We start from the raw sequence: 24,412 nt of genomic DNA on the forward strand, positions 1-24,412 counted from the left end.
GATTTGGCGGCAGATGGGATTCCAACCGCCGCCATTGCTTCTCGGTTAGATCAGTTCGGCTCATCTTCATAGCCCTCCCGATCTAATTCTCTCATTCTTCGCCTTCGCTCAGTCAGACAGACCCTAGCTGTGAAGTTCTAGCCTCGCGCCGGCCGGCCCGCGGGCCTGGCGCCGCTGCCGCGCCCCGGGGGAACCGGCAGCGCCGCCACCGCACGTGCGCGCATCGGGCTGACCGCGGCGCGCCGTTCCGGCAGGCCGTGGAAGCCGTCTTCGTGGTCCTCCGCCTGCGCGGCTTCTTCGTCTTCCTCCTCCTCGCCTGCCTGCGCGGACGCTGCCGCGTCGCCATCGAACTTGAAGATCGATACCGCCTTGGCCAGGTTGACGGTCTGCTCGTGCAGGCTTTCGGCGGCCGCCGCGGCCTGTTCCACCAGCGCCGCGTTCTGCTGCGTCATGCCGTCCATCTGGCCGATCGCCATGTTCACTTCCACGATGCCGTTGGCCTGCTCGGTGCTGGCGATGCTGATGCGGCCGATGATGTCGTTCACCTGGCGCACCGAGGCGACGATGTCGTCCATGCTGGCGCCGGCCTCGCTCACCGAGGCGCTGCCATCCTCGATGATCTTGGCCGAGTCGGCGATCAGGGCCTTGATCTCGCGCGCCGCCGCCGCCGAGCGCTGCGCCAGCGTGCGCACTTCGGCCGCCACCACCGCGAAGCCGCGACCCTGCTCGCCGGCGCGTGCCGCTTCCACCGCGGCGTTCAGGGCCAGCAGGTTGGTCTGGAAGGAGATGCCGTCGATGACGCCGGTGATCTCGACGATCTTGCGCGAGCTGGCCTTGATCGAATCCATGGTGGCCACCGCGCGCCCCACCGCCTGGCCGCCGTTCGCGGCCAGCTGCGCCGCCTCGGCCGCCAGGCTGGAGGCCAGCTTCGCGTTGTCGGCATTGCCCTTCACGGCGGTGGTCAGTTCTTCCATCGTGCTGGCGGTCTGCTCGAGCGAGCCGGCCTGCATCTCGGTACGGGTCGACAGATCCAGGTTGCCGCTGGCGATTTCCTGCGAGGCGGTGTCGATCGAGTGCACCGCGCCCATGATGCTGCGCAGGGCGCCGTCCAGGCGGCCGATCGAGTGGTCGAGCGCGCGCGCGGTGTCGGCGATTTCGTCGCGCCTGGCCGGCGGCGTGCCGGCGCGGCGCAGGCGCCCTTCGGCCAGCTCGTTCACCACCCCGGCGATGGCGCGGATGTCGGCCAGCATCGCGCGCCGCACCAGCATCGTCACCACCAGTGACAAGGCGATCGACAGCAGCACCAGCCCCGCCATACTGATGCCGAGCAGGCGGAACTCGGCCTTGGCGGCGGCATGGGCTCCCACGCTCAGCTTCTTTTCCAGGCTGGCCAGGCGCTGCAACTCGCTATCGAGCGCGACGAACTGCTTCTCGGCCTTCTGCATCGAATTGGTGGCGATCGACTGGTCGACCTGGGCCAGCTCGATGGTTTCGCCGACCAGCTTGCGGTAGGCCGCCAGCGCCGTCAGCGAGGCCTCGATCGGGGCGCGCTCGGCAGGCTCGGCCAGGCTGGCCAGTTCGCCCAGCCGGGTGTGGATGCCGGCGTGCTTGCGGTTGATGTCGGCGGTTAGGGCGGCCAGGCGGCTGGCGGCGAAGCTGCCGTTGACCCAGGCCAGCAACTGGTAGATGTTGGCGTGCGCGAAGCGCGCCTCGCCCGCCACGTCGGCCACCGCCTGCAGGCGCGCGGCGCGTACCTGCACCATGTGTTCCAGCGAGGCGTTCTGGCGCACCATGCCGTAGTAGGCGGCCGCCGACAGCAGCGTCAGCAGGGCCAGCACGAGGCCGGGCGCCAGCAGGAGTTTGGGGCCGATCCGCAGTTTGTTCAGCATCGTTGACTCCGGGCGTGGCGGCTTATTTCTTGTAGATGCCGGATTCGAGCACCAGGTCGTCGACCCGCTGCACATAGGTGGTCTTCGGTTCGATCTTGCCGGTGGTCGGATTCTTGTACATGTAGTCGACCCAGCCCTTGCCCTTGGCGGCGGCGACGTCGATGAACTCGCGCCGGTATTTCTTGCCGTTGGCGTCCGGCACATCGGTCAGGTCCTTGCCGATGATCGAGGGGTTGTACGGATGCGCCACCGCGATGCCGGTCTTGGCGTCGCGCATGCTCAGGTAAAGCTCGCCCTGGACGAACTCCGGGTCCTTCGCGTTCACGCGCTTGATCAGTTCATCCTTGCCTTTGGCCTTCATCAAGGCTGCCCCGCGTTCGACCATCGCGATGGCGTCCTTCTCGGTGAGGCTGTTGGCGGCGGCAGGGGCAAGGACTGCCACGCTCAGGGTGGCGGCGGTCAGGACGGCGGCGAAGGCTTTCATACGGACTCCTCAAGTGGAATGTTCCATGGGTAAATATTGCTGAAGTGCATTGGCAAATGTACCAGGGACGAAGAGAGGAGGATTGCGCTAGCTCAAGCGCACGACGGCGCGGGACGGGAAGCACGAAGAGCCCGGCCCGGGGCGAGAGAATTGTTGCTTTTGGGACGCGTTAAATTGTTCCATGCATATTTCGTCCTGTAAAATCGTCCGCTTTGTCGCGCCGCTCCGAGTCCTTCAGCATGAAACTGGAAAAACAGATCCCGCTCGCGGACCCGCCCGCGCCGGCCCACGCTTCCCCCCACGCCGCCGCCCACCCCGCCTACCGCCCGGATATCGACGGCCTGCGCGCCGTGGCCGTGCTGTCGGTGCTGCTGTTCCACGCATTCCCGGCCTGGCTGCGCGGCGGCTTCATCGGCGTCGACGTGTTCTTCGTGATTTCCGGTTTCCTGATCACGGGCATCCTGCTGCGCGAACTGGAGCAGGGCAGCTTCAGCTTCGCCGGCTTTTATGCGCGCCGCATCCGCCGCATCTTCCCGGCCCTGTTGCTGGTGCTGGCGGCCTGCCTGGCCTTCGGCTGGATGGCCCTGTTCCCCGACGAATACCAGCAGCTCGGCAAGCACGTGGTGGGCGGCGCCAGCTTTGCCGCCAACTTTTTCTACTGGGCCCAGGTCGGCTATTTCGACACGGCGGCCGAGACCAAGCCCTTGCTGCACCTGTGGTCGCTGGGCATCGAGGAACAGTTCTACATCCTGTGGCCGGTGTTCCTGCTGCTGGCCTGGCGCCGGCGCATCGATCCGCTGCTGGTGGCCGCCGGGCTCGGGCTGGCCTCGTTCGCCCTGAACCTGGGCGGCATCGGCCATGACGCCAGCGCCACCTTTTATTCGCCCGCCAGCCGCGCCTGGGAACTGCTGCTGGGCGCCGGCCTGGCCTGCCTGCAGGCCAAACGTGCCGGCAGGCCCGCAGCCGCGCCGCGCCTGCCGGCATGGACGCCGGCGCTGCTGTCCTGGAGCGGGGCATTGCTGCTCGCGGCCGGGCTGGCGCTGGTCACGCGCCACGATCCCTTCCCAGGCTGGCGCGCGCTGTTGCCGGCCGGCGGCGCGCTGCTCCTGATCGCCGCCGGGCCCCAGGCCTGGCTCAACCGCCACGTCCTGGCGAACCGGCTGCTGGTCTGGATCGGCCTGCTCAGCTACCCGCTGTACCTGTGGCACTGGCCGCTGCTGTCGTTTGCCCAGATCGTCGAGTCGCGCGAACCGGCGCCCGCGATCCGTGCCGGCGCGCTGCTGGCGGCGCTGCTGCTGGCCTGGCTGACCTGGCGCGTGCTCGAGCGTCCGCTGCGCGCCGCCGCCACCCGGGCCGAGGCGCGTGCCCGGGTGGCCGTGCTGGCCCTGCTGATGCTGGGCATGGCCGCCTTCGGCGGCTACCTCTACCTGAACGACGGCCTGCCGACCCGCAAGCCAATCGAGGACAGCGTCGCCAACCAGAAGGCCCTGGTACTGGTCGAGGACCGCGCCAACGCCGAGGCCTGCAAGAAGCGCTATGGCTTCGACTCGATGTACGAATACTGCCTGCTGGGCGACCCGGCGAAGGACCCGACCGTGGCCCTGGTTGGCGACAGCCATGCCTACCACGTGGTGGCCGGCCTGACCAGGTACTACGGCGGCATCGGCGAGAACCTCTTGATGCTGGGCACCCGCCACCCGTACTGGGGCCTGGATCCGCAGGGCGATCCCTACCAGCAGGCGACCCAGCAGATGCTCGAGCTGGCACTGGCCACGCCCTCGGTCAAGACCGTGGTGTTCTCGACCCACCTGCGCTTCTACACCGTGCCCGAGCAGAAGGTCTACGTGGACGCGGCGCGCGAGACCTTCCGCCGCCTGCTCGCGGCCGGCAAGCAGGTGGTCTTCATGCACGACGTGCCGCTGCTCGGCTTCGACCCGCGTTCCTGCATCAAGCGCGCCGGCGTCGCCTCGTCGGCGACCCGGGTGCCGTGCGCCATCCCGCGCGCCGAATGGGATGCGCAAATGGCGCAGCACCGCGAGATCGCGGCGCGCCTGGCCGCCGAATTCCCGCAAATCGCCTGGTTCGATGCGGGTAAGGTGCTGTGCGACAAGGACCAGTGCCACGCCATGGTCGATGGACGCCTGATGTACCGCGATAACAATCACCTGAGCTATGAAGGCGACCTGCTGGTTGGCCAGCGCTTTGCGGAATGGATGCGCAGCCGGCAGCCATGAACCCGGTCCTTGCCAGCACCCAGGGCCAGGCGCCCGGAAGCGGCAAGGAAATTGTTTCATTCTTTGAAACAATTTCCATGTCGAAAATTTTTACAGTAACTAACATTGTAAATGCGCATGAAATTCTAACTATTTGATTTAACGCAATATTTTCAGCCTGGCATTGTTTTTGCTATTTCCCTGTCAATACATTTTTTACATAACAGGGATTTCCATGAAAAAGCTCGCTATAGCACTGGCACTGGCCACCTTCTCCTTCGCTGCCCAGGCCGCACCGACCTTCGTCGGCTCGTACAAAGTCAACCAGGGACCACATTGGGGCACGAATCCGGCCGTGTATTCGGCGACCGAAGCCGCTGCACTGCTCTTCGGCGGCACGGCGTCGGATTATTTCATCTCCATCCTGGATTCGATGGATTACACGACGATCACCCACACCGGCTGGTATGACGGATGGGGCGAGCACAGCGGCATGCAATTCGACGAGAACTACAAGCTCGACGTTGGTGCGCCCGGCTACAACGCACCCGGCGGCGCCAATACCGCACACTCGGCCTACGTCGCCGATGGCCTGGGTGACAATTTCGTGAACTACGTGTGGCGCGTGGACGGCGCGGCCGAGGTGCCGGAGCCGGCCTCGGTGGCACTGCTCGGGCTGGGCGCCCTTGGCCTGGCCGGCATGCGCCGCCGCAAGGCAGCCTGACACGCCGGTTCGCCAGTGCCGCGCCCAGCCGGCGCGGCCGGTCGGGCGCGCATGCGATACTGGCGCGGTCTTCCATCCACGGAGAGAACGACCATGCCCACCGCCCTCCCGGCCCGCCTGACGGCGGGCGCCATGCTGGTGCTGCTGGCCGCCTGCGGCGACCGCTCCACCTTGTCTCCGGGCGCCGACACCGGCACCCAGCCCACCATCGCCTCGCCGGTCAGGCGTCTGGTTCCCACTGTCGACATCGCCCCCGCGCGCGGCTGGCCGCAGGGTGTGGCGCCGCGGCCAGCCGCCGGCCTGGCGGTCGGGGCGTTCGCGGCCGGCCTGGACCATCCGCGCTGGCTGTACGTGCTGCCCAATGGCGACGTGCTGGTGGCCGAGACCAATGCGCCGCCACGTCCCGAGGAGCGCAAGGGCATCCGCGGCTACGTGATGGGCAAGGTGATGGCCAGGGCCGGCGCCGCGGTGCCGAGCGCGAACCGGATCACCCTGCTGCGCGACGTCGACGGCGACGGCGTGGCGGAAACCAGGACCACTTTCCTGCGCGGCCTGAACTCGCCCTTCGGCATGGCGCTGGTCGGCAATACCTTGTACGTGGCGAATACCGACGGCATCGTGCGCTTTCCCTATACGGCGGGCGCCACCGAGGTCACGGCGCCGCCGCAGCCGGTGGCGGCGCTGCCGGGCGGGCCGCGCAACCACCACTGGACCAAGAACATCATCGCCAGCCCTGACGGGCGCCGGCTGTACGCCACCGTGGGCTCGAACAGCAACGTGGCCGAACACGGCATGCAGGAGGAAACCGACCGCGCCGCCATCCTCGAGGTGGACCTCGCTAGCGGCAGCACGCGGCCCTTCGCCACCGGCCTGCGCAACCCGAACGGCCTGGCCTGGAACCCGCACAGCGGGGCCCTGTGGACCGTCGTCAACGAGCGCGATGAACTGGGCAGCGACCTGGTGCCGGACTACCTGACCTCGGTGAAGGCGGGCGGCTTCTACGGCTGGCCATACAGCTACTACGGGCGCCACGTCGACACCCGCGTCCAGCCGCAGCGGCCCGACCTGGTGGCGGGCGCCCTGGTGCCGGACTACGCGCTCGGCGCCCACGTGGCCGCGCTCGGCCTGGCCTTCTACACCGGCACGCTGCTGCCCGCGCAGTACGCGAACGGGGCCTTCATCGGCCAGCACGGCTCATGGAACCGCAAGCCGCTGTCGGGCTACAACGTGGTGTTCGTGCCGTTCCGGGACGGCATGCCGGCCGGGAAGCCGGTCGAGATCCTGTCCGGCTTCGTCAGCGCGCAGGGCGAGGCCTATGGGCGGCCGGTCGGGGTGGCGGTGGACCGGCAGGGGGCGCTGCTGGTGGCGGACGATGTCGGGAACGTGATCTGGCGCGTGACGCCGCGTGGCGGGTAGGATGCTCGGCGCTGCCACCCAATCAAGCGGAGCTGAACGCGTGGGCGGGAAACCCGCCCACCCTACGCGCAGCCGGAAACCAGCAGCAGCGGCATCCCGGTCCAGGCGATGCCGACCAGGGCCAGCAGCGCGCCCAGCGCGGCCGCCCAGTCGAGCAGCGCGGCGTCCTGGGCGCGGCGCAGGATGCCGCGCTCGCGCCACAGCAGCCACGCGCACAGGGCGAGCGCGATGGCCGTCGCGATCCCGGGCAGCACCCGGTCCGGGCCGCCGGCGCGCAGCATCGCCGGCGTGCACTGCGCGGCCGCCAGCCCGTAGCAGAGGGCGAAGTGCGCGGCCCAGACCAGCAGCGGCAGGGTGCCGCGCAGGAGCTTGCCGAAGAAACCGTCGTTCATGCTTTACTCCATCAGCAGCGGCAGGCCGCGCACCAGCGCCATGCCGGCCAGCCCCTGCAGCGTCGTGTAGTGCCAGAGCAGGCTGACGTTGTCGAGCGTCGCCCGGCTGTGCGCGCCCAGCAGGCCGCGCCAGGCGCGCAGGCACAGGTAGGGACCGGCGATCGCCAGCACCACCACGTGCAGGCCCTGGTAGCCGAGCAGCGCGCCGATCGCGGCGCCCCAGGCGCTGGCACTCGGTTCCAGGCCGGCGAAGGCATGGCCGCGCAGCTCAAGCAGGAAGGCGGCGCAGGTACAGGCCAGTGCCGCCAGCACCAGCCAGGGCAGGCGCCGCTTGCCGAGCGCGCGGCCGGCCAGCACGATCAGCACCGACCCGGCCACCAGCAGGCCGGCCGAGGCCAGCTGCCAGGACAACGCGGGCAGGGCGGCGCCGGGCGGCGGACAGACCATCAGGCGCATCGAGACGTGCACGTAGGCGTAGCCGAAGGAAGCGAAGATGCAGGCATCGACCACCAGCATCACCATCGTGCCCCACCAGGACTGCGAGGACGTCGTCTTCGCATTCACCGGCAAGACCAGGTCGTCCGCCACGCGCGCTTCCGATACCGGCGGCTTGCGGTCCGATTGCCATAGCCAGGCCACGGTGCCAGCCACTGCCATCAGGCCGAACAGCCAGGCCAGCAGCATCGCCTTCACGGTCAGCAGCAGGAAGAAGCCGGCCGTGCCAAGGGCGGCGATGACCGGCAGCCAGCTGTCGCCCGGCAGCACCATCAGGTAGCGTGGCTCGGCGCCCACCGGGCTGGTGGCGATGGTCTCGCGCAGGCCGGTGGCGGTGCCCGGCAGGTAGTGCTGGCCGCGGTCCACTTCCTCGCTGAGCGTGGGCTGCTCCCACAGCGGGTCGGACGAGTGCACGCGCGGGATGCTGCGGTTGCCGTAGGATTCGGAGGTGAGCCACTCCAGCGTGGGCGCGTTCCACGGGTTGCCCACTTCTTTTTCGGGCCGGCGCAAGGTGCGCACCGCGTCGACGATGAACAGCAGCACGCCGAATGCGAACACGAAGGCGCCCACGGTGGAGAGCATGTTCAGCAGGTTCCAGCCGAGCTGCGCGTCATAGGTGTACACGCGGCGCGGCATGCCCTGCAGGCCGGTGATGTGCATCGGGAAGAAGGCCAGGTTGAAGCCGCCGAACATCATCCAGAACACGGGACGCGCCAGCTTTTCCGACAGGCGCTGGCCCTTCACCAGCGGCAGCCAGTAATACAGCGCGGCGAACACCGGGAACACCATGCCGCCGATCAGGACGTAGTGCAGGTGGGCCACGATGAAATAGGTATCGTGCACCTGCCAGTCGAAGGGAACCACGGCCACCATCACCCCGGTCAGCCCGCCCAGCACGAAGATGAACATGAAGCCCATCAGGAACAGCGCCGGCGCATGCATGCGCACGCGCCCATTCCACAGGGTGGCGATCCAGGCGAATACCTGGATGCCGGTGGGGATCGCCACCGCCATGCTGGCCGCCGAGATAAAGCTCATCTCGAGCACGCCCAGGCCGGCCGTGAACATGTGGTGGGCCCACAGGCCAAAGCTGAAGAAGCCGACGCCGACCAGCGCCACGATGATGGCGCGCCGCCCGACCAGGGGCGTGCCGGCGATGGTCGGGATCATGGTCGAGACCATGCCGGCCGCCGGCAGGAAGATGATGTAGACCTCGGGGTGGCCGAAGAACCAGAACAGGTGCTGCCACAGGATCGGGTCACCGCCGCGCTCGGCGATGAAGAAGGGCCAGTCGAAGGCGCGCTCCAGTTCCAGCAGGGCGGTGCCGGCGATCACCGCCGGGAAGGCGAACACGATCATCACCGCCACCACCAGCATGGCCCAGGCATACACCGGCATGCGGCGCAGCGTCATGCCGGGCGCCCGCGTGAACAGGATGCCGATGATTAGCTCGATCGCGCCGGCGATCGCCGAGATCTCGATGAAGCCGATCCCCAGCAGCCAGAAGTCGGCGTTCAGGCCGGGCGAATACTGGGTGCCCGTATACGGCGGGTACATGAACCAGCCGCCGTCCGGCGCCAGCCCGACGAAGATGGTGCAGAAGAAGGCCAGGCCGCCGAAGGCATAGGCCCAGTAGGCATAGGCCGACAAGCGCGGGAAGGGCAGGTCGCGCGCGCCCAGCATGTTGGGCAGCAGGTAGACCGCGATCGCCTCGACGATGGGAATCGCGAACAGGAACATCATCACCGTGCCGTGCATGGTGAACACCTGGTTGTAGGTATCGGGCGAGAGCAGGGTGTTGTCGGGCACCGCCAGCTGCACCCGCATCACCAGGGCCAGGATGCCGGCCAGGATGAAGAACAGCAGCGCGGTGCCGATGTAGAGCAGGCCGATGCTGGTGTTGTTCACCGAGGTGAAGAAGCGCCAGCCGGTGGGCGTGCGCCAGACTTCCTTCAGGCGCTCGAATTCGCCGTCCGGCCGCGGCAGCGAATTGGGCAGGCTGGTGCTGGTTGGCGTGGGCGGCGTCATTTCAGGTGTTCCAGGTAAGTGGCCAGCGCGTGCAGCGTGTCCTGGTCGAGGTCTTGCGAGCCGGGCATGAACACGCCCGGCTTGGCGGCTTGCGGATCGGCGATCCAGCCGGCCAGGCTGTCGCGGTGGGTGCGCAGGAGACCCGCGCCGATGTGCATGCGGCCGCCGACGTGGGTCAGGTCCGGTCCCAGGCGCGCTTCCTCGGCCACGCCGCGGATCGTGTGGCAGGCCTGGCAGCGCTGCTGCAGGAAGGCGGCGCGCCCGCGTTCCAGCAGCGGGCTGTCGGCCGGCCGCGCGGCTTGTCCCTGCCCGGCCAGCCAGGCGTCGAATTCCTGCGGTGCCAGCGCTACCACGTGCAGCGCCATTTTCGCGTGCTGGGCGCCGCAGTATTCGGCGCACTGGCCGCGGTAGATGCCGGGCTTGTCGGCGCGCAGGGTCAGGCCGGTGACGCGGCCAGGCACCATGTCGCGCTTGCCCGCCAGCGAGGGCAGCCACAGGCTGTGGATCACGTCCGCCGAGCTCAAGCCCAGGTAGACCGCGCGCCCGGTGGGAATGCGGATCTCGTTGGCGCTGACGATCTCGCGGCCGCTGGCAGGGTCGCGGTAGCGCACTTCCCACCACCACATCTTGCCGGTCACCGAGATGCTCAGCGCTCCCTGCGAGGACTGCGGCGCCAGCTGGGTGCTGCGCCAGGTGCTCCAGCCCAGCAGCGCGCTCAGCACCAGCACCGGGAAGGCGATGCCGCCGCCGCCGATCCACAGCAGCGCGCCCGCGGGGCGCCCCTGGCGCCGCAGGCTGAGCAGCAGCAGGGCCATCACGGCCAGGAAGATCACGGTGCCGGCGCCGAACAGCACCCAGGCGAACCCGCTGATGATGGCGGCGTCCCAGCCGCCCGGCTCCAGCACCGAATGCAGGCTGCCGCTCATCGCAGCGTGTACAGGAAGGCCGCCACGTGGCGCGCTTCCTGTTCCGTGAGGCCCATCGGCGGCATTTCGGTGCCGGGCTTGAGCGCGTGCGGGGCGCGCAGCCAGTGCTGCATGTTGGCGGGCTGGTTGGGGATGCGGCCGGCGATGTAGCTCAGGCGGCCGATGGTGTCGAGCGCCGGACCGGCGCGGCCGGCGGCGCCCTGCACGCCGGGGATCGCATGGCAGGCGCCGCACTGGTACTGGGTCACCAGGCGCAGGCCCTGCCGGGCGTCGCCGCCCGGTACGCGGGGCGGACTGCCTTCGTCCGCGCAGCCGGCCAGCAGGACTAGGCAGGCCAGGCAGGCCAGGGAGGCCAGCGGGGCCAGACGGGCCAGTGCCATGCCGTCGCGCCGGCATGCCTGGCGAACGTGGTCGTGAGGGAGACTGGTGCGCACGCTTGGGAAATCACAATTGTTAAGTGGCTTTTATAATACACAAAGAATGATGCATTTTTTTTAACGAATCCAATCGGACGCACCCGCACCATGCCCTCTGCGCGCCACAGGCTGATCCTGAAGACCGTGCTCGCCACGCTGCTGGTGCTGGGCGCCGGCGCCGGCGCGGCCGGCCTCGCGCTGCTGTTCGGCGGCTGGTACAACATCGGCGCCACCGCCCAGCATGTCCCCTTCGTGTACGCGGTGCTGGAGGAAGGCATGACGCGGTCGGTGCGCCACCATGCTGGCGCAGTGCGGGTGCCGGCCACCGGCTTTGGCGAACCGCAGCAGCTGCGCCTGGGCGCACGGATCTACCGCGACAAATGCCTGCAGTGCCACGGCGGCCCCGGGGTGGCGCAATCGACCATCGGCATGAGCATGCAGCCGATTCCCGGACCGCTGGTGGATGCCACCCAGCGCTGGAAAACGCGCGAGCTGTACTGGGTGACCCGGCACGGCATCAAGATGAGCGGCATGCCGGCCTGGGAATATCATTTGCGCGAAGAGGAGTTATGGGCGGTGGTGGCCTTCGTGACCCTGCTGCCTTCGCTGGGCGCGCCGGAGTTCAGGGAGTGGGTCGCTCCGGACCGCGCGCCCGACGGCGCAGCGCCGGCGCTCGCCGGAGCCGCGCCATGAGGGCGCTGGCACTGACCGTGGCGCTGGCGCTGGCCGGCTGCGCGCCGGACCGGCCGCCGGCCGGCGTGCGCGGCGATCCGGCGCGCGGCAAGATCGCCGTCACGCAGTACGCCTGCCAATCCTGCCACCAGATTCCCGGCGTGCCGGGGTCGAAGGTGTACGTCGGCCGTCCCCTGGAAGACATGGCGCGGCGCGAGACGCTGGCCGGCGGCCTGCGCGGCGACCAGGCCGGCCTGGTGCGCTGGATCCGCGACCCGCAGTCGGTCGACCCACAGACCGCGATGCCCAACATGGGCGTGAGCGAGCGCGATGCGCTCGACATCTCGGCCTACCTGCTCAGCCACTGAGCCACCGGCCGCGCCGATCCTTGGTATCATCCGCGGCTGGCCCATCCGGGCATGTTCACAAGGGGAAGACAGCAATGAGACTGGTGCGCTATGGCCGCCCGGGCAAGGAAAAGCCGGGCCTGTTCGACGAGGAGGGCCGCGTGCGCGACCTGTCCGCCATCATCGGCGACATCGACGCCGCCGCGCTGGGCGACAAGGCCCTGCGCAAGCTGGCCAGGATCGATCCGAAGACGCTGCCGCTGGTGCGCGGCACGCCGCGCTTCGGGGTGCCGGTGAAAGGCGTCGGCAAGTTCATCGGGATCGGCATGAACTATGCCGACCACGCGGCGGAAACGGGCGCCGAGCCGCCCAGGGAACCGATCTTCTTCCTGAAGGCGACCAGCAGCCTGTCCGGTCCGGACGATCCGGTGCAGCTGCCGAAGGGCTCGAAGAAGACCGACTGGGAAGTCGAGCTGGGCGTGGTGATCGGTACCCGCGCGCAGTACGTGACGGAAGAGGAAGCCCTGAACCACGTGGCCGGCTACTGCGTGGTCAATGACGTCTCCGAGCGCGCCTACCAGTTCGAGATGGGCGGCCAGTGGGACAAGGGCAAGGGCTGCGATACCTTCGGTCCGGTCGGCCCCTTCCTGGTCACGCGCGACGAGATCCACGACGTGCAGGACCTCGACCTCTACCTGGAGGTGAACGGCAAGCGCATGCAGAGCGGGAACACGTCGAGCATGATCTTCAGCGTGGCGCAGATCGTCAGCTACGTGTCGCGCTTCATGACCCTGGAGCCGGGCGACATCATCACCACCGGCACCCCGCCGGGCGTGGGAATGGGGCGCTCGCCGCAGCGCTTCCTGAAGAAGGGCGACAAGCTGAGGCTGGGAATCGCGGGCCTGGGCGAACAGCAGCAGGAAGTGGTGGCCTTTCCGAAGTAAGGGCGGGCCGGGTGGACGGCGACGCCGTCCGCCCTAGGCCAGCACCTTCCTGATCCAGGCCGAGATATCGCGCACCTCTTCCAGGCACAGCGAGTGCTGCATGGGGTACTCGTGCCATTCCACCCCATAGCCCAGCGCCAGCAGCGCCTCCTTCGACTCGCGCGCACGCGCGAAGGGCACGACATTGTCGTGGGTGCCGTGGGCCATGAAGACCGGCGTGGCCAGGCTTTCTTCGGTGCGCTCGCCGGCGACCGCGCCGGCCAGCGGCAGGTAGCCCGACAGGCACAGCATGCCGGCCAGCTTTTCCGGATGGCGCATGCCGGTCTGCAAGGTCATGGCGCAGCCCTGCGAGAAGCCGGCCAGGATGATGCGCGAGGCGGGGATGCCGCGCGCCTTTTCGCGCGCGATCAGGGCTTCCACGTCGCGCTGCGAGGCGCGCAGGCCGCTTTCGTCCTCGCGCCGGGTCAGTTCGGCGCCACTGATGTCGTACCAGGCGCGCATCACGTAGCCGCCGTTGATCGTGATCGGCATCGTCTTCGCATGCGGGAACACGAAACGGATGCCCGGCAGGCCGGACAGGTCCAGTTCGTTCACGAGCGGCACGAAGTCGTTGCCGTCGGCGCCCAGGCCATGCAGCCAGATGACGGCCACGGTCGGATTCGGCGCGGTTTCGATCTCGATGTTTTGCAGCAGTTCCATGGCTTCCTTTGTGCTTCAGGCGGCAGGCGGACGCAGCGCCGACTTCGGGCGGAAGGTCTTGCTCACTGCCGGATTGGTTTCGATGTAGGGACCGCCGATCAGGTCGATGCAGTAGGGTACGGCGGCAAAAATGCCGCCGACGAGCACCTTGCCGGCATCGTCCTTCAGGCCTTCCAGGGTTTCCTTGATCGACTTGGGCTGGCCCGGCAAGTTCATGACCAGGGCCGCGTGATCTACCGTTTCGCGGATCACCGCGGTCTGGCGCGACAGGATCGCGGTCGGCACGAAGCGCAGGCTGATCTGGCGCATCTGTTCGCCGAAGCCAGGCATTTCGCGGGTGCCGATGGCGAGCGTGGCCTCGGGCGTGACGTCGCGCCGCGCCGGGCCGGTACCGCCGGTGGTCAGCACCAGGTGGCAGCGCGCCACGTCGACCAGTTCGACGAGGGTGCGCTCGATTTCCGCGCGCTCGTCGGGAATCAGGCGGGTCTCGATACGGTAGGGGGTGGTGATCGCCTGCCCCAGCCAGTCGGTCAGGGCGGGAATGCCCTTGTCCTCATAGACGCCGCCGCTGGCGCGGTCCGAGACCGACACCAGGCCGATGGTCAGCTCTTGATTCGTCAGCGCTTGATGCGCCTGTTCCACGTCACTCCTCGTCGGGCTCGTCATCGCCGCTCTCTTCCTGCTCGTCCTCGTCGCTCTGCTTCGGTTTCTTGCCCAGGTCCTTCAGGATCTGGAAGATCTCGCGGTAGGCCTTGGGCGGCTTGTTCTCCGCCTGTTCCTTGCGCGCGTTGCGGATCAGGGTGCGCAGGTGCTGCACGTCCAGGTCCGGATTTTCTTCCAGCAGCTGGGTCAGGGCCTTGTCGTCGCTAAGGAGCTTCTCGCGGCGGCGCTCGAGGGCGTGCAGCGCGGCGGTCTCGGCTTTCGAGGCGCCTTTCCAGCTGTCGATGGTGCGCTGGATGACGGCGACTTCTTCCTCGTCCAGCGTGCGCATCTTCTTGCCCACGAACTGCAGCGCACGGCGGCGGCCTTCGTGGTTGGTGATGGTCTGGCAGGCAAGAATGGCTTCCTTGACGTCTTCCGGCATCTCGACGCGCTTGACGCGGTCGCGCGGCGCATCGACCAGCTGTTCGCCGAGCTTTTGCAGCTCGTTCGACTGGCGCTTGGCTTCGGACTTGGAGGGGCGTTCGTATTCCTGGTCGAATTCATTGGACTGGAAGCCGACGGAACCGCGGTTTGGATTAGGCATGATGAGGATGATCCGATTGGCGCTGGGCCGATCAGTGAAAACTGTGAACGGCTGCTATGATAACTGTTTTAGGGCCCGCCACGACAAACACGACATGAACGACTCCGCTTTTACCCATACCCAGGACCAGCTGAAACAGCTCGCCCGCGACGTGCTGGCCTATGCCAGGGAGCAGGGCGCCACCGATGCGTCGGTCGAGATCAGCGAAGGCAGCGGCCTGTCGGTTTCTGTGCGTAAAGGCAAGATCGAGACCATCGAGCAGAACCGCGACAAGGGCATCGGCGTCACCGTCTACTACGGCCAGCGGCGCGGCAATGCGAATACCTCCGACTTCTCGACCCGGTCGCTGAAGGACACCGTGGAAGCGGCCTGGAACATCGCCCGCTTCACCGCCGAAGACGATTGCGCCGGCCTGCCCGACGCCGAGCTGCTGGAAACGAACCCGCGCGACCTGCGCCTGTTCTATCCGTGGCAGATCGCCACCGAGGAAGCGGTCGAACTGGCCCAGCGCTGCGAGAACGCGGCGTTCGAGGTCGACCCGCGCATCACCAACAGCGAAGGCGCCAGCGTCTACGTGCAGCAGTCGCATTTCGTCGGCGCCAATTCGCGCGGCTTCATCGGCGGCTATCCGTTCTCGCGCCACACGATCTCGGTCGCCCCGATCGCCGGCAAGGGCAGCAAGATGCAGCGCGACGACTGGTACACCTCGGCGCGCGATCCGAAGAAGCTGGCCAGGCCGGAAGCCGTGGGCCGCTACGCCGCCGAACGCGCGCTGGCGCGCCTGAACGCGCGCAAGCTCGATACCCGCACCTGCCCGGTGCTGTTCGAGGCGCCGCTGGCGGCGGGCCTGCTGGGCGCCTTCGCGCAGGCCGTGTCGGGCGGCGCGCTGTACCGCAAGTCGACGTTCCTGCTCGATACGCTTGGCAAGCAGGTGTTCCCGGAGCACATCAGCATCGTCGAGGATCCGCACCTGGTGGGCGCGGTCGGCTCGGCGCCTTTCGACGAAGAGGGCGTGCGTACCACGCGCCGCAAGGTGGTCGAGAACGGCGTGCTGCAGGGGTACTTCCTGTCCTCGTACTCGGCGCGCAAGCTGGGCATGCAGACCACCGGCAATGCGGGCGGCTCGCACAACCTGGAGCTGGTGTCCTCGCAGACCCGCCGCGCCGACGACTTCGAAGGCATGCTGCGCAAGATGGGCACGGGCCTGCTGGTCACGGAACTGATGGGACAGGGCGTCAACTACGTCACCGGCGACTATTCGCGCGGCGCGTCCGGCTACTGGGTCGAGAACGGCGTGATCCAGTATCCGGTGGAAGAGATCACCATCGCCGGCAACATGCGCGAGATGTTCACGCAGATCGTGGCGGTCGGCAAGGATGTCCTCACACGTGGCAACAAGTCGACCGGCTCGATCCTGATCGAGAAGATGGTCGTCGCCGGCAGCTGAAAGGGGAACACGGCATGAGCAAGTTCGTTCGCATCGACAAGGAAAACAGCCAGAAAAGCGTGCTGCTGAACCTCGACCTGGTGGCCACCGTCGAGCTGTCCCAGCCCTCGGACCTGCTCAGTTCGGGCAACGAGGCGCGCAAGGCCTACGCCACCTTCCTGGCGCCCGACAAGACCACCATCGCCACCCTGCATTTCGATTCGCTCGAGGATGCCCATGCCTGGGTCGGCAAGCACCTGGGCGCCGAACTCTGAGGCCGTCATGGCCGCGAACAAGACGCTTCCCACCGAGGCCGGCGTGCGCGCCTACCTCGATGCGATCCCCGACGCCGCGCGGCGCGCGGATTGCGAGACGCTGGTCGACATGATGCGTCGCGTGACCGGCGCCCCGCCGGTGATGTGGGGCGCGGGCATCGTCGGCTTCGACAGCTACCACTACACCTACGCCAGCGGGCGCGAAGGCGATGCGCCGCTAGCCGGTTTCTCGTCGCGCAAGGGCGACATCAGCATCTACTTGTCCTGCGAGCTGCCGCCGGGCGACGCGCTGCGCGCGCGCCTGGGGCGCCACAAGATGGGCAAGTCCTGCCTGTATGTGCGCAAGCTGGACGAGGTGGACGTGGGGGTGCTGGAACAGATGGTGGCCGAGGCGGCCGCCGCGACGCGGGCGCGCTACCCGTAGGGTGGGCGGCTTCACCGTGGAACATGCGTGGCAACGGAAGCATGCGCCGCCCACGCGTTCAACTCGCGCATGAACAGGCGTGACGTCCGCTTCCACGCTGGCTGAACGCGTGGGCGGCGCATCCGCTGCAGGCAATGCAGCGTACCGGATGGAGCCGCCCACCCTACGCGATTCAGCGGGCCTGCTCGATCCTGCTCAGGCGCTGGCCGTAGATACCCCAGGCCACCGGCTCCCCGTCGACCGTGGCCGTCAGGGCCCAGCCGGTGCCGATCTTCTCGACCGCCACCGGGGTTTCCAGCTCCCTGGCCACCTTTTCCGCCCAGGTCTGGGCCGCGCCGCGGCCCTTGAACAGTTCCTGGCCTTCGAACACCACGGTGGCGTCGAACACCGGCGCGGAGAACACGCTCATCGCTTACTCCTGCTGCGCGCCCAGTGCGCGCACGGCGTTGAGCACCGGCTGCAGCACCGCCGCGCCGAGGCGCGCGCTGCGGGCGCCGTCCCAGCCCACCTGCGGGTCGGGGTCGTTGGCATTGTCCTTGAACGGCAGCTCCAGCGTCAGGGACAGGCAGCCGAAGGCATGCGTGACGTGCGACGAACCCATGGTCAGGGTCTCGTCGGTGAAGGGCGTGGCGCCGTAGCCATGCACGTCCTGGAAGTCCGGGCTGGCGATCTTGAAGTCCTCGATGAAGCGCTTCTGCTGCGCCGCCTGGGCCTCGGTCCAGGTCGGGAGCGATTCGCTACCGGCCACGAACACGTAGGGCAGGCCCTCGTCGCCGTGCACGTCCAGGCACAGGTCGACGCCCGTCTCATGCATCTTCCGGAGTACCAGGAACACTTCCGGGCTGCGCTCCATCGACGGGTTCATCCACTCGCGGTTCAGGTTGGCGCCGGCCGCGTTGGTGCGCAGGTTGCCGCGCACCGAGCCGTCCGGGTTCATGTTCGGCACCACGTAGAACACCGACTCTTTCAATAACTGGCGCCCGAACGGGTGGGCCGGGTCGAGCAGGGCGTCGAGCATGCCTTCGACGAACCATTCGGCCATGGTCTCGCCCGGGTGCTGGCGTGCGATCACCCACACTTTCTTCTTTTCAGGCGCGGGTTCGCCGATCACCAGCATGTTCAGGTCGCGGCCGTCGACGGTGGTGCCGAGGTCCAGCATGCGCACGTGCTCGGACATCTGGGCGCGGTCGAGCAGCTCCAGGTGGCGTTCCCACGAATACGGCTCGAAATAGGCGTAGTAGACGCTGTCCATGCCCGGGGTGTGCTCGACCGTCATCACCTGGCCGTCGTAGGAGGTCGGCACGCGGAACCAGTTCACGCGGTCGTAGCTCGCCATCGCCTGGTAGCCTTCCCAGCCGGCCGGATAGGCGGCCTGGCCCGCATTCAGGAAGCGGATGGTGCAGGCCTGGCCTTGCGCGCCCTGCAGGCGGAAGTAGAACCACTGGACGATGTCGGCGTGCGAGTCCTTGCGGATGTTCAGGTCGATGGCGTTCGCGCTGGTGGCGTTCACGACCTCGATGGCGCCAGCGTCGAACTGGCTGCTGATCTTGATAGACATGGGTATCCTGTCGTCTGGAAAATGCGGAAAACGGTGATCATACTAGTTTTCCGCGGCGCCGCCGGATTTCGGCGCGCCGCCCTGAACAGGAGCAGCCATGCGTACCATGACGATCGTTGCGAGCCTGCTGGCCTTCTGGCTGGGGTCGCGCATTGCGGACAATCCGCTGGTGGGCATCGTGGCGGCTGCCGCCGTGGCCACGGCGCTGGTGCTGGGCCGGCGCGCGCTGCGCCGGCGGACTCAGGCCAGTCCGCCGAAACGCCGGTAGAAATCGCCGTCGGCCGGCGCCGTCGTGTCGTCTTCCCTGCGCAGCATGGCCAGCACGTGCTCCTCGGCGCGCGCCCAGGTCAGCAGGTAGATGCGCCTGGCCAGCGCATAGGCGTCGGTGCCGGGCCAGGGCTGGGGCAGCAGCGCCACCGGCAGCATCGGATCATGCAGCTGCACGCGGCGGTAGGCGTGGATCAGCAGGCTGCGGACCGCGAAGGCATCGTGGGGGGCAAGCGGGGTGTCCGCTTCCAGCAGCGCCAGCAGCGGCGTGAAGCGGGCGATGAACTGGCGGTAGGCGGCGGCCACGGCCGACAGGTCCCAGCCATCGCCCACCAGCTCGGGCAGCGGACGCGCCCCGACGCCGGGCAGCTCGGCCGCCGTGCACGCGTACACCCTGCCGGCCGCGCCGCTGCGCGCCACGATGTCGCGCAGCGTATCCGGCTCCGGCGCCGGATGCGCCATCACGCCGGTGGCCAGCATCGCGAAGCCTTCCCATTCGAGTTCCTTGCGCAGCTGCGCGCGCAGCTCGCCGTCGATGCTGCCGCTGGGCGCCAGCACGAAGGTCCAGCGGCCGTCCCAGTCAAGCCTGGGGGGCGAATAGATGCGGCGGTTGGCGCGCGCCAGGCGCGGCAGCGACGCCGGTTCCAGCGCGTAGCGGCTGCGCCGGCCTTCGCGGCTGGCCACCAGCCAGCCGTCCTGCACCAGGCGGAACACGCTGGTGCGCACCAGGCGGTCGGACACGCCCAGTGGGCCCAGCAGCTCGATCATGCTGCCCAGCCAGAAGGCGCCGCCATGCGGGGCGATGGCGTCCCCGCACAGGGTCATCACCAGCGATTTATGGCGCGGCGGATCGCTGGCCAGGTAGCCGGCGACCCACTCGCCACTTGTCGTACCGCTGGTAGAAATTGTCATGGTGCCATCTTCTCAATATGATTCAAAATTTTGGTGTACATCCGATTTTTTGTATCGTATTATGGATTCAGTAGGTTTGCAACGGAGACCAGACATGTACGCACAAATGGTGGAGACCGGACTCAAGAAAGTTCGTACCGAGGAAGACATGAGCCTTGATGAAGCGGCGTTCCAGGCGCGCATCGACGCCGGCATCAAGATCGAGCCCAAGGACTGGATGCCCGAGGCCTATCGCAAGACCCTGATCCGCCAGATTTCGCAGCACGCGCACAGCGAGATCGTGGGCCAGCTCCCGGAAGGGAACTGGGTCACGCGCGCCCCGACCCTGCAGCGCAAGTCGGTGCTGCTGGCCAAGATCCAGGACGAGGCCGGACACGGTCTCTACCTGTACAGCGCCGCCGAAACGCTGGGCGTGTCGCGCGACGAGCTGCTGCAGGCCCTGCACGCCGGCAAGGCGAAGTATTCGAGCATCTTCAATTACCCGACCCTGAGCTGGGCCGACATGGGCGCCATCGGCTGGCTGGTCGACGGCTCGGCCATCATCAACCAGATCCCGCTGTGCCGCTGCTCGTACGGTCCGTACGCGCGCGCCATGGTGCGCGTCTGCAAGGAAGAGTCCTTCCACGCGCGCCAGGGCTACGACATCATGATGGCGCTGGCCAGGGGCACGCCGGAGCAGAAGGCGATGGCCCAGGATGCGCTGAACCGCTGGTGGTGGCCGTCCCTGATGATGTTCGGCCCGTCGGATGCCGAATCCGTCAACAGCGCCCAGTCCACCGCCTGGCGCATCAAGCTGTTCTCGAACGACGAGCTGCGCCAGCGCATGGTCGACCAGACCGTGCCCCAGGCCGAATACCTGGGCCTGACCATTCCCGACCCCGACCTGAAATGGAACGAGGAGCGCGGCTCCTACGACTTCGGCGAAATCGACTGGAGCGAGTTCCATAATGTCCTGAAGGGCAACGGCCCCTGCAACCGCGAGCGCCTGCGCACCCGCGTGAAAGCCTACGAAGACGGCGAATGGTTCCGCGACGCCCTGGTCGCCCACGCCGACAAGCAGGCCGCCCGCAAGGCCGCCGCCTGAGCATGGCGACCCAGCGTTGGCGGATGCTCCGCCAACGCGTCCAGCCACCGCCCGCACCACCGCACCCGCAACACGGAGACACAAAGAAATGAGCAAAGAATGGCCCCTGTGGGAAGTCTTCATCCGCAGCCAGCACGGACTGGCCCACAAGCACGTCGGCAGCCTGCACGCCCCTGACGCCGAAATGGCGGTCAACAACGCGCGCGACGTCTACACCCGCCGCAACGAAGGCGTATCGATCTGGGTCGTGCGCGCCCAGGACATCGTGGCCAGCAGCCCGAGCGACAAGGAAGCGCTGTTCGAGCCGGCCAACAGCAAGGTCTACCGCCACCCGACCTTCTTCCCGATGCCGGAAGAAGTCAAGAACCTGTGAGCGCGCAGTTGGAGCTGAATAACGTGGACGCGAAAATCGAGTACCTGCTGCGCCAGGGCGACAACGCCCTGATCCTGTCCCAGCAGCTGTGCCAGCTGGTCGGCAAGGGCCCGGCCCTGGAAGAAGACATGGCCCTGTCCAACGTCGCCCTCGACCTGCTGGGCCAGACCCGCATGTGGCTCACCTATGCCGGCGAGCTGGAAGGCCGTGGCCGAGACGAAGACCGCCTGGCCTTCCACCGCGACGCCCATGAGTACCGCAACTGCCTGCTGGTCGAGCAGCCCAACGGCAGCTATGCCGAGGTCATGGTGCGCCAGTTCCTGTTCGATACCTGGCACTACTTCCTGATGGACGGACTGGCCCGGGCCAAGGATGCGCGCATCGCCGAGATCGCGCAGAAGTCGATCAAGGAAGTGACCTACCACCTGCGCCGTTCCGGCGACCTGGTGGTGCGCCTGGGCGACGGCACCGATGCCAGCCGCGCCAGGATGCAGGCGGCGCTGGACGAGCTGTGGATGTACAGCGGCGAGATGTTCCTCTACGACGCCGTCGACGAAGCCATGGTGGAGCAGGGCGTGGCCCCGGCCGCCGATGCGCTGCGCCAGGCCTGCTTCGGGCACATGGCGGAAGTCTTCGCCGAAGCGACGCTGTCGATGCCTTCGCCGGACGCCTGGATGCAGCGCGGCGGCAAGCAGGGCCGCCACAGCGAGCGCCTCGGCTACATCCTGGCCGAGATGCAGTTCCTGCAGCGCGCCTACCCGGGAGCGCAGTGGTAATGAGCGCGCCTGGCGTCACCACCGGGCAGGTCTGGGATTGGCTGGGCGAGGTCGCCGATCCGGAGATCCCGGTGATCTCGGTGGTGGACCTCGGCATCGTGCGCGAGGTCGCGTTCGACGGCGACACCTGTGTGGTGACGATCACCCCCACCTATTCCGGCTGCCCGGCGATGGGGGTGATCGCCGATGCGGTGAAGGACGCCCTGCAGGCGCATGGCTTGCAGGATGTGCGCATCGCCAGCCGACTGTCGCCGGCCTGGACCACCGACTGGATGAGCGAGGCCGGCAAGGCCGCCTTGACCAGCTATGGCATCGCGCCGCCCGCCCAGCAGGTGATCGACATCAGCGGCCTGCACGCCGGCATCCGGCGCCGCCCGGCGCCGGTCGTCGCCTGCCCGCACTGCGGCTCCAGCCATACCCAGCCCACCAGCGAGTTCGGCTCGACGCCCTGCAAGGCCCTGTACAAGTGCCTCGACTGCCGCGAGCCTTTCGATTATTTCAAGTGCCATTGAAGGCACCCCGAGACCGATGAGCAAATTCTATCCACTGAGCGTGGCCAAGGTGAAGCATGAAACCCGCGACGCCATCGCCGTCACCTTCGACGTCCCGGCCGAGCTCAAAGCGCAGTTCGCCTACCAGCAGGGCCAGCACCTGACCCTGCGCGCCATGATCGACGGCGAAGACGTGCGCCGTTCCTATTCGATCTGTTCGGCGGTGCAGGACGATACCCTGCGCGTGGCGATCAAGCGCGTGAACGGCGGCCAGTTCTCCACCTGGGCCAACGAGCACCTGAAACCCGGCAGCACGCTCGACGTGATGCCGCCCATGGGCCACTTCAACGTGCCGCTCGACCCGCACAGCGAGCGCCACTACCTGGCCTTCGCCGCCGGCAGCGGCATCACCCCGATCCTGTCGATCGTGAAGACCACCCTGCTGGCCGAGCCGAACAGCCGCTTCACCATCGTGTACGGCAACCGCGCCTCGTCCAGCGTGATCTTCCGCGACGAGCTGACCGACCTGAAGGACCAGTACATGGACCGGCTCAAGCTGGTCTACGTGATGAGCCGCGAGCAGCAGGACATCGAACTCTTCAACGGCCGCATCACCGAAGAGAAGTGCGGCCACTTCCTGAAGCACTGGATCGACATCCGCGACATCGACGTAGCCTTCATCTGCGGCCCGGAAGACATGATGCACGGCGTCTCGCGCTCGCTGCAGGCGGCCGGCCTGGCCAAGGAAAAGATCCGCATCGAGCTGTTCGCCGCCAGCATCCCGAAGCACGAGCACAAGCCGCGCAAGATCGACGCCGGCGCGCAGCACCAGACCGAAGTCACCGTCATCATGGACGGCAACGCGGCCAGCTTCACGATGGACAAGGACAAGGAGTCGCTGCTGGACGCCGGCCTGCGCGCCGGCATCGACATGCGCTACTCGTGCAAGGGCGGCGTGTGCTCGACCTGCCGTTGCAAGGTGCTCGACGGCCAGGTCGAGATGGACGTCAACTACGCCCTTGAGGACTATGAAGTGGCGCGCGGCTTCGTGCTGAGCTGCCAGAGCTTCCCGATCACCGACAAGGTGGTGGTCGACTTCGACATCGCGGAATAAGCCGGACAACAAGAATACGGGAGACCCCATGCACTACGAATCCATCCTCTTCGGCATCGAGAACGGCATCGCCGTCCTGACCCTGAACCGCCCCGACCGCCTGAACAGCTTCACCCAGGCCATGCACCTCGAAGTGCGCGATGCGCTCGACAGGCTGCAGGCCGACAGGTCGGTGCGCGTGCTGGTGCTGACCGGCGCCGGCCGCGGCTTCTGCGCCGGCCAGGACCTGCAGGACCGCGCCGTGGCCCCGGGCGCGCCAGGCGTCGACCTCGGCGAATCGGTCGAGAGGTTCTATGCGCCCCTGGTGCTGACCCTGAAGTCGCTGCCGATGCCGGTGATCTGCGCCGTGAACGGCGTGGCCGCCGGCGCCGGCGCCAACCTGGCGCTGGCCTGCGACATCGTGCTGGCTGCGAAGTCGGCCAGCTTCATCGAAGCCTTCTGCAAGCTGGGCCTGATTCCCGACACCGGCGGCACCTGGCATCTGCCGCGCCTGATCGGCCAGGCGCGCGCTACCGGCCTGGCCATGCTGGGCGAGAAGCTCAGCGCCGAGAAGGCCGAGGAATGGGGCCTGATCTGGGCCTGCGTGCCGGACGAAACGCTGATGGACCAGGCCATGGCCATGGCCGAGCACTTCGCCAGCGCGCCGACCAAGGGCCTGGCGTTCACGAAAAAGGCCTTGCAGACCAGCTGGGCCAATACCCTGCCGGAGCAGCTCAAGCTGGAAGGCGAGATGATGCGCGAGCTGGGCTACAGCCACGACTACCGCGAAGGCGTGGCCGCCTTCATCGCCAAGCGCCCGGCGCAGTTCAAGGGAGAGTAGG

At 67.7% G+C, this 24,412-nt stretch carries 28 protein-coding genes; 16 read left to right on the forward strand and 12 right to left on the reverse strand.

The annotated features are described in order from the left end of the window. Nucleotides 1-137 precede the first annotated feature (137 nt). Both LE190_RS18545 and LE190_RS18550 read right to left on the reverse strand, forming a co-directional pair. A complete protein-coding gene (locus tag LE190_RS18545; RefSeq protein ID WP_225240095.1) occupies nt 138-1,889 on the reverse strand; it encodes a methyl-accepting chemotaxis protein in 1,752 nt (583 codons plus the stop codon). 22 nt (nt 1,890-1,911) lie between these two features. Continuing rightward, nucleotides 1,912-2,373 carry a cache domain-containing protein gene (locus tag LE190_RS18550; RefSeq protein WP_225240096.1) on the reverse strand — a complete coding sequence of 154 codons (462 nt, stop codon included), beginning with the start codon at nt 2,371-2,373 and terminating at the stop codon, nt 1,912-1,914. A gap of 239 nt (nt 2,374-2,612) precedes the next feature. Between LE190_RS18550 and LE190_RS18555 the strand changes: the two genes are divergently transcribed. The 3 genes from LE190_RS18555 to LE190_RS18565 all read left to right on the forward strand — a co-directional run bounded on the left by LE190_RS18555 (nt 2,613) and on the right by LE190_RS18565 (nt 6,726). Beyond that, a complete protein-coding gene (locus tag LE190_RS18555) occupies nt 2,613-4,607 on the forward strand; it encodes an acyltransferase family protein (protein ID WP_225240097.1) in 1,995 nt (664 codons plus the stop codon). A 214-nt stretch (nt 4,608-4,821) separates the two neighbouring features. Beyond that, nucleotides 4,822-5,310: a PEP-CTERM sorting domain-containing protein gene (locus LE190_RS18560; protein ID WP_225240098.1), complete on the forward strand. Its 489-nt coding sequence runs from the start codon at nt 4,822-4,824 to the stop codon at nt 5,308-5,310. 93 nt (nt 5,311-5,403) lie between these two features. Next, a complete protein-coding gene (locus tag LE190_RS18565; RefSeq protein ID WP_225240099.1) occupies nt 5,404-6,726 on the forward strand; it encodes a PQQ-dependent sugar dehydrogenase in 1,323 nt (440 codons plus the stop codon). A 62-nt stretch (nt 6,727-6,788) separates the two neighbouring features. Here LE190_RS18565 and LE190_RS18570 read toward each other — a convergent pair whose 3' ends face one another. Genes LE190_RS18570 through LE190_RS18585 form a run of 4 tightly spaced genes read right to left on the reverse strand, consistent with a single transcriptional unit; the run spans nt 6,789 to nt 10,947 of the window. After that, nucleotides 6,789-7,118: a hypothetical protein gene (locus tag LE190_RS18570; protein ID WP_225240100.1), complete on the reverse strand. Its 330-nt coding sequence runs from the start codon at nt 7,116-7,118 to the stop codon at nt 6,789-6,791. A gap of 3 nt (nt 7,119-7,121) precedes the next feature. Then, on the reverse strand, nt 7,122-9,641 hold the full coding sequence (gene ctaD / locus LE190_RS18575; RefSeq protein ID WP_225240101.1) for a cytochrome c oxidase subunit I: 2,520 nt from the start codon (nt 9,639-9,641) through the stop codon (nt 7,122-7,124). Beyond that, nucleotides 9,638-10,567 carry a cytochrome c oxidase subunit II gene (locus LE190_RS18580; protein WP_225240102.1) on the reverse strand — a complete coding sequence of 310 codons (930 nt, stop codon included), beginning with the start codon at nt 10,565-10,567 and terminating at the stop codon, nt 9,638-9,640. The genes ctaD and LE190_RS18580 overlap by 4 nt, the downstream gene beginning before the upstream one ends. Further along, nucleotides 10,564-10,947: a c-type cytochrome gene (locus LE190_RS18585; protein WP_225240103.1), complete on the reverse strand. Its 384-nt coding sequence runs from the start codon at nt 10,945-10,947 to the stop codon at nt 10,564-10,566. Before LE190_RS18585 ends, LE190_RS18580 begins: the two co-directional genes overlap by 4 nt. A 144-nt stretch (nt 10,948-11,091) precedes the next feature. Between LE190_RS18585 and LE190_RS18590 the strand changes: the two genes are divergently transcribed. The 3 genes from LE190_RS18590 to LE190_RS18600 all read left to right on the forward strand — a co-directional run bounded on the left by LE190_RS18590 (nt 11,092) and on the right by LE190_RS18600 (nt 12,946). Continuing rightward, a complete protein-coding gene (locus LE190_RS18590; protein ID WP_225240104.1) occupies nt 11,092-11,676 on the forward strand; it encodes a c-type cytochrome in 585 nt (194 codons plus the stop codon). Further along, nucleotides 11,673-12,023, forward strand: a complete 351-nt coding sequence (locus tag LE190_RS18595) for a c-type cytochrome (RefSeq protein WP_225240105.1) — start codon at nt 11,673-11,675, stop codon at nt 12,021-12,023. Before LE190_RS18590 ends, LE190_RS18595 begins: the two co-directional genes overlap by 4 nt. Nucleotides 12,024-12,097: 74 nt before the next feature. Continuing rightward, nucleotides 12,098-12,946, forward strand: coding sequence for a fumarylacetoacetate hydrolase family protein (locus LE190_RS18600; protein ID WP_225240106.1), 849 nt, complete (start codon nt 12,098-12,100; stop codon nt 12,944-12,946). A 33-nt stretch (nt 12,947-12,979) separates the two neighbouring features. Here LE190_RS18600 and LE190_RS18605 read toward each other — a convergent pair whose 3' ends face one another. The 3 genes from LE190_RS18605 to yjgA are packed head-to-tail and all read right to left on the reverse strand — an operon-like array spanning nt 12,980 to nt 14,891. Beyond that, on the reverse strand, nt 12,980-13,645 hold the full coding sequence (locus tag LE190_RS18605) for an alpha/beta hydrolase (protein WP_225240107.1): 666 nt from the start codon (nt 13,643-13,645) through the stop codon (nt 12,980-12,982). Between the two features lie 15 nt (nt 13,646-13,660). After that, nucleotides 13,661-14,311 (reverse strand): molybdopterin adenylyltransferase, encoded by a 651-nt coding sequence (gene mog / locus LE190_RS18610; protein ID WP_225240108.1) that lies wholly within the window; start codon nt 14,309-14,311, stop codon nt 13,661-13,663. Next, nucleotides 14,289-14,891, reverse strand: coding sequence for a ribosome biogenesis factor YjgA (gene yjgA, locus LE190_RS18615; RefSeq protein WP_225240109.1), 603 nt, complete (start codon nt 14,889-14,891; stop codon nt 14,289-14,291). The genes mog and yjgA overlap by 23 nt, the downstream gene beginning before the upstream one ends. Before the next feature lie 94 nt (nt 14,892-14,985). On the opposite strand from yjgA, the gene pmbA reads away from it, so the two are divergent. The 3 genes from pmbA to LE190_RS18630 are packed head-to-tail and all read left to right on the forward strand — an operon-like array spanning nt 14,986 to nt 17,016. Further along, a complete protein-coding gene (gene pmbA / locus LE190_RS18620) occupies nt 14,986-16,338 on the forward strand; it encodes a metalloprotease PmbA (RefSeq protein ID WP_225240110.1) in 1,353 nt (450 codons plus the stop codon). A 14-nt stretch (nt 16,339-16,352) separates the two neighbouring features. After that, nucleotides 16,353-16,592, forward strand: coding sequence for a hypothetical protein (locus tag LE190_RS18625; RefSeq protein WP_224946652.1), 240 nt, complete (start codon nt 16,353-16,355; stop codon nt 16,590-16,592). A gap of 7 nt (nt 16,593-16,599) precedes the next feature. Further along, on the forward strand, nt 16,600-17,016 hold the full coding sequence (locus LE190_RS18630) for a DUF1801 domain-containing protein (protein WP_225240111.1): 417 nt from the start codon (nt 16,600-16,602) through the stop codon (nt 17,014-17,016). A gap of 172 nt (nt 17,017-17,188) precedes the next feature. On the opposite strand, the gene LE190_RS18635 is transcribed toward LE190_RS18630, so the two are convergent. Both LE190_RS18635 and LE190_RS18640 read right to left on the reverse strand, forming a co-directional pair. Next, nucleotides 17,189-17,425, reverse strand: coding sequence for a hypothetical protein (locus LE190_RS18635; protein WP_225240112.1), 237 nt, complete (start codon nt 17,423-17,425; stop codon nt 17,189-17,191). Nucleotides 17,426-17,428: 3 nt separating this feature from the next. Next, nucleotides 17,429-18,574, reverse strand: a complete 1,146-nt coding sequence (locus LE190_RS18640) for a M14 family metallopeptidase (RefSeq protein ID WP_225240113.1) — start codon at nt 18,572-18,574, stop codon at nt 17,429-17,431. A 97-nt stretch (nt 18,575-18,671) separates the two neighbouring features. Here LE190_RS18640 and LE190_RS18645 point away from each other — a divergent pair, with 97 nt between their 5' ends. Next, a complete protein-coding gene (locus LE190_RS18645; RefSeq protein ID WP_225240114.1) occupies nt 18,672-18,842 on the forward strand; it encodes a hypothetical protein in 171 nt (56 codons plus the stop codon). On the opposite strand, the gene paaX is transcribed toward LE190_RS18645, so the two are convergent. Further along, complete coding sequence (gene paaX, locus LE190_RS18650; RefSeq protein WP_225240115.1) at nt 18,815-19,753, reverse strand: phenylacetic acid degradation operon negative regulatory protein PaaX; 939 nt, start codon at nt 19,751-19,753, stop codon at nt 18,815-18,817. The genes LE190_RS18645 and paaX overlap by 28 nt on opposite strands. A 94-nt stretch (nt 19,754-19,847) precedes the next feature. Between paaX and paaA the strand changes: the two genes are divergently transcribed. The 6 genes from paaA to paaG all read left to right on the forward strand — a co-directional run bounded on the left by paaA (nt 19,848) and on the right by paaG (nt 24,411). Beyond that, the gene (gene paaA, locus LE190_RS18655; protein ID WP_225240116.1) at nt 19,848-20,837 is read left to right on the forward strand and encodes a 1,2-phenylacetyl-CoA epoxidase subunit PaaA; all 990 of its coding nucleotides are present in this window, start codon (nt 19,848-19,850) and stop codon (nt 20,835-20,837) included. Nucleotides 20,838-20,925: 88 nt separating this feature from the next. Beyond that, complete coding sequence (paaB, locus tag LE190_RS18660) at nt 20,926-21,210, forward strand: 1,2-phenylacetyl-CoA epoxidase subunit PaaB (protein ID WP_225240117.1); 285 nt, start codon at nt 20,926-20,928, stop codon at nt 21,208-21,210. Nucleotides 21,211-21,233: 23 nt separating this feature from the next. Then, entirely contained in the window at nt 21,234-21,986 is a 753-nt protein-coding gene (paaC, locus tag LE190_RS18665) for a 1,2-phenylacetyl-CoA epoxidase subunit PaaC (RefSeq protein ID WP_225240118.1), read from the forward strand. Continuing rightward, the gene (gene paaD / locus LE190_RS18670; protein ID WP_225240119.1) at nt 21,986-22,498 is read left to right on the forward strand and encodes a 1,2-phenylacetyl-CoA epoxidase subunit PaaD; all 513 of its coding nucleotides are present in this window, start codon (nt 21,986-21,988) and stop codon (nt 22,496-22,498) included. Before paaC ends, paaD begins: the two co-directional genes overlap by 1 nt. Nucleotides 22,499-22,514: 16 nt before the next feature. Continuing rightward, a complete protein-coding gene (paaE, locus tag LE190_RS18675) occupies nt 22,515-23,591 on the forward strand; it encodes a 1,2-phenylacetyl-CoA epoxidase subunit PaaE (RefSeq protein WP_225240120.1) in 1,077 nt (358 codons plus the stop codon). A gap of 28 nt (nt 23,592-23,619) precedes the next feature. Beyond that, entirely contained in the window at nt 23,620-24,411 is a 792-nt protein-coding gene (gene paaG / locus LE190_RS18680; protein ID WP_225240121.1) for a 2-(1,2-epoxy-1,2-dihydrophenyl)acetyl-CoA isomerase PaaG, read from the forward strand. Nucleotide 24,412 lies beyond the last annotated feature (1 nt).

Origin of the sequence: Massilia hydrophila, assembly GCF_020208145.1 — a bacterium.
In the GTDB taxonomy this organism is placed as follows: Bacteria; Pseudomonadota; Gammaproteobacteria; order Burkholderiales; family Burkholderiaceae_D; genus Telluria; species Telluria hydrophila.

Bases quoted from the DNA above. Each gene is read 5' to 3' on its own strand.
- LE190_RS18555 (WP_225240097.1), top strand. From the start codon at position 2,613: ATGAAACTGGAAAAACAGATCCCGCTCGCGGACCCGCCCGCGCCGGCC.
- mog (WP_225240108.1), bottom strand. From the start codon at position 14,311: ATGACGAGCCCGACGAGGAGTGACGTGGAACAGGCGCATCAAGCGCTG.
- LE190_RS18565 (WP_225240099.1), top strand. From the start codon at position 5,404: ATGCCCACCGCCCTCCCGGCCCGCCTGACGGCGGGCGCCATGCTGGTG.
- paaG (WP_225240121.1), top strand. From the start codon at position 23,620: ATGCACTACGAATCCATCCTCTTCGGCATCGAGAACGGCATCGCCGTC.
- LE190_RS18630 (WP_225240111.1), top strand. From the start codon at position 16,600: ATGGCCGCGAACAAGACGCTTCCCACCGAGGCCGGCGTGCGCGCCTAC.
- LE190_RS18545 (WP_225240095.1), bottom strand. From the start codon at position 1,889: ATGCTGAACAAACTGCGGATCGGCCCCAAACTCCTGCTGGCGCCCGGC.
- LE190_RS18640 (WP_225240113.1), bottom strand. From the start codon at position 18,574: ATGTCTATCAAGATCAGCAGCCAGTTCGACGCTGGCGCCATCGAGGTC.
- yjgA (WP_225240109.1), bottom strand. From the start codon at position 14,891: ATGCCTAATCCAAACCGCGGTTCCGTCGGCTTCCAGTCCAATGAATTC.
- LE190_RS18605 (WP_225240107.1), bottom strand. From the start codon at position 13,645: ATGGAACTGCTGCAAAACATCGAGATCGAAACCGCGCCGAATCCGACC.
- paaE (WP_225240120.1), top strand. From the start codon at position 22,515: ATGAGCAAATTCTATCCACTGAGCGTGGCCAAGGTGAAGCATGAAACC.
- pmbA (WP_225240110.1), top strand. From the start codon at position 14,986: ATGAACGACTCCGCTTTTACCCATACCCAGGACCAGCTGAAACAGCTC.
- paaB (WP_225240117.1), top strand. From the start codon at position 20,926: ATGAGCAAAGAATGGCCCCTGTGGGAAGTCTTCATCCGCAGCCAGCAC.
- ctaD (WP_225240101.1), bottom strand. From the start codon at position 9,641: ATGACGCCGCCCACGCCAACCAGCACCAGCCTGCCCAATTCGCTGCCG.
- LE190_RS18595 (WP_225240105.1), top strand. From the start codon at position 11,673: ATGAGGGCGCTGGCACTGACCGTGGCGCTGGCGCTGGCCGGCTGCGCG.
- paaX (WP_225240115.1), bottom strand. From the start codon at position 19,753: ATGACAATTTCTACCAGCGGTACGACAAGTGGCGAGTGGGTCGCCGGC.
- LE190_RS18645 (WP_225240114.1), top strand. From the start codon at position 18,672: ATGCGTACCATGACGATCGTTGCGAGCCTGCTGGCCTTCTGGCTGGGG.
- LE190_RS18585 (WP_225240103.1), bottom strand. From the start codon at position 10,947: ATGGCACTGGCCCGTCTGGCCCCGCTGGCCTCCCTGGCCTGCCTGGCC.
- LE190_RS18590 (WP_225240104.1), top strand. From the start codon at position 11,092: ATGCCCTCTGCGCGCCACAGGCTGATCCTGAAGACCGTGCTCGCCACG.
- paaD (WP_225240119.1), top strand. From the start codon at position 21,986: ATGAGCGCGCCTGGCGTCACCACCGGGCAGGTCTGGGATTGGCTGGGC.
- LE190_RS18625 (WP_224946652.1), top strand. From the start codon at position 16,353: ATGAGCAAGTTCGTTCGCATCGACAAGGAAAACAGCCAGAAAAGCGTG.
- LE190_RS18635 (WP_225240112.1), bottom strand. From the start codon at position 17,425: ATGAGCGTGTTCTCCGCGCCGGTGTTCGACGCCACCGTGGTGTTCGAA.
- LE190_RS18580 (WP_225240102.1), bottom strand. From the start codon at position 10,567: ATGAGCGGCAGCCTGCATTCGGTGCTGGAGCCGGGCGGCTGGGACGCC.
- LE190_RS18560 (WP_225240098.1), top strand. From the start codon at position 4,822: ATGAAAAAGCTCGCTATAGCACTGGCACTGGCCACCTTCTCCTTCGCT.
- LE190_RS18570 (WP_225240100.1), bottom strand. From the start codon at position 7,118: ATGAACGACGGTTTCTTCGGCAAGCTCCTGCGCGGCACCCTGCCGCTG.
- LE190_RS18600 (WP_225240106.1), top strand. From the start codon at position 12,098: ATGAGACTGGTGCGCTATGGCCGCCCGGGCAAGGAAAAGCCGGGCCTG.
- paaA (WP_225240116.1), top strand. From the start codon at position 19,848: ATGTACGCACAAATGGTGGAGACCGGACTCAAGAAAGTTCGTACCGAG.
- LE190_RS18550 (WP_225240096.1), bottom strand. From the start codon at position 2,373: ATGAAAGCCTTCGCCGCCGTCCTGACCGCCGCCACCCTGAGCGTGGCA.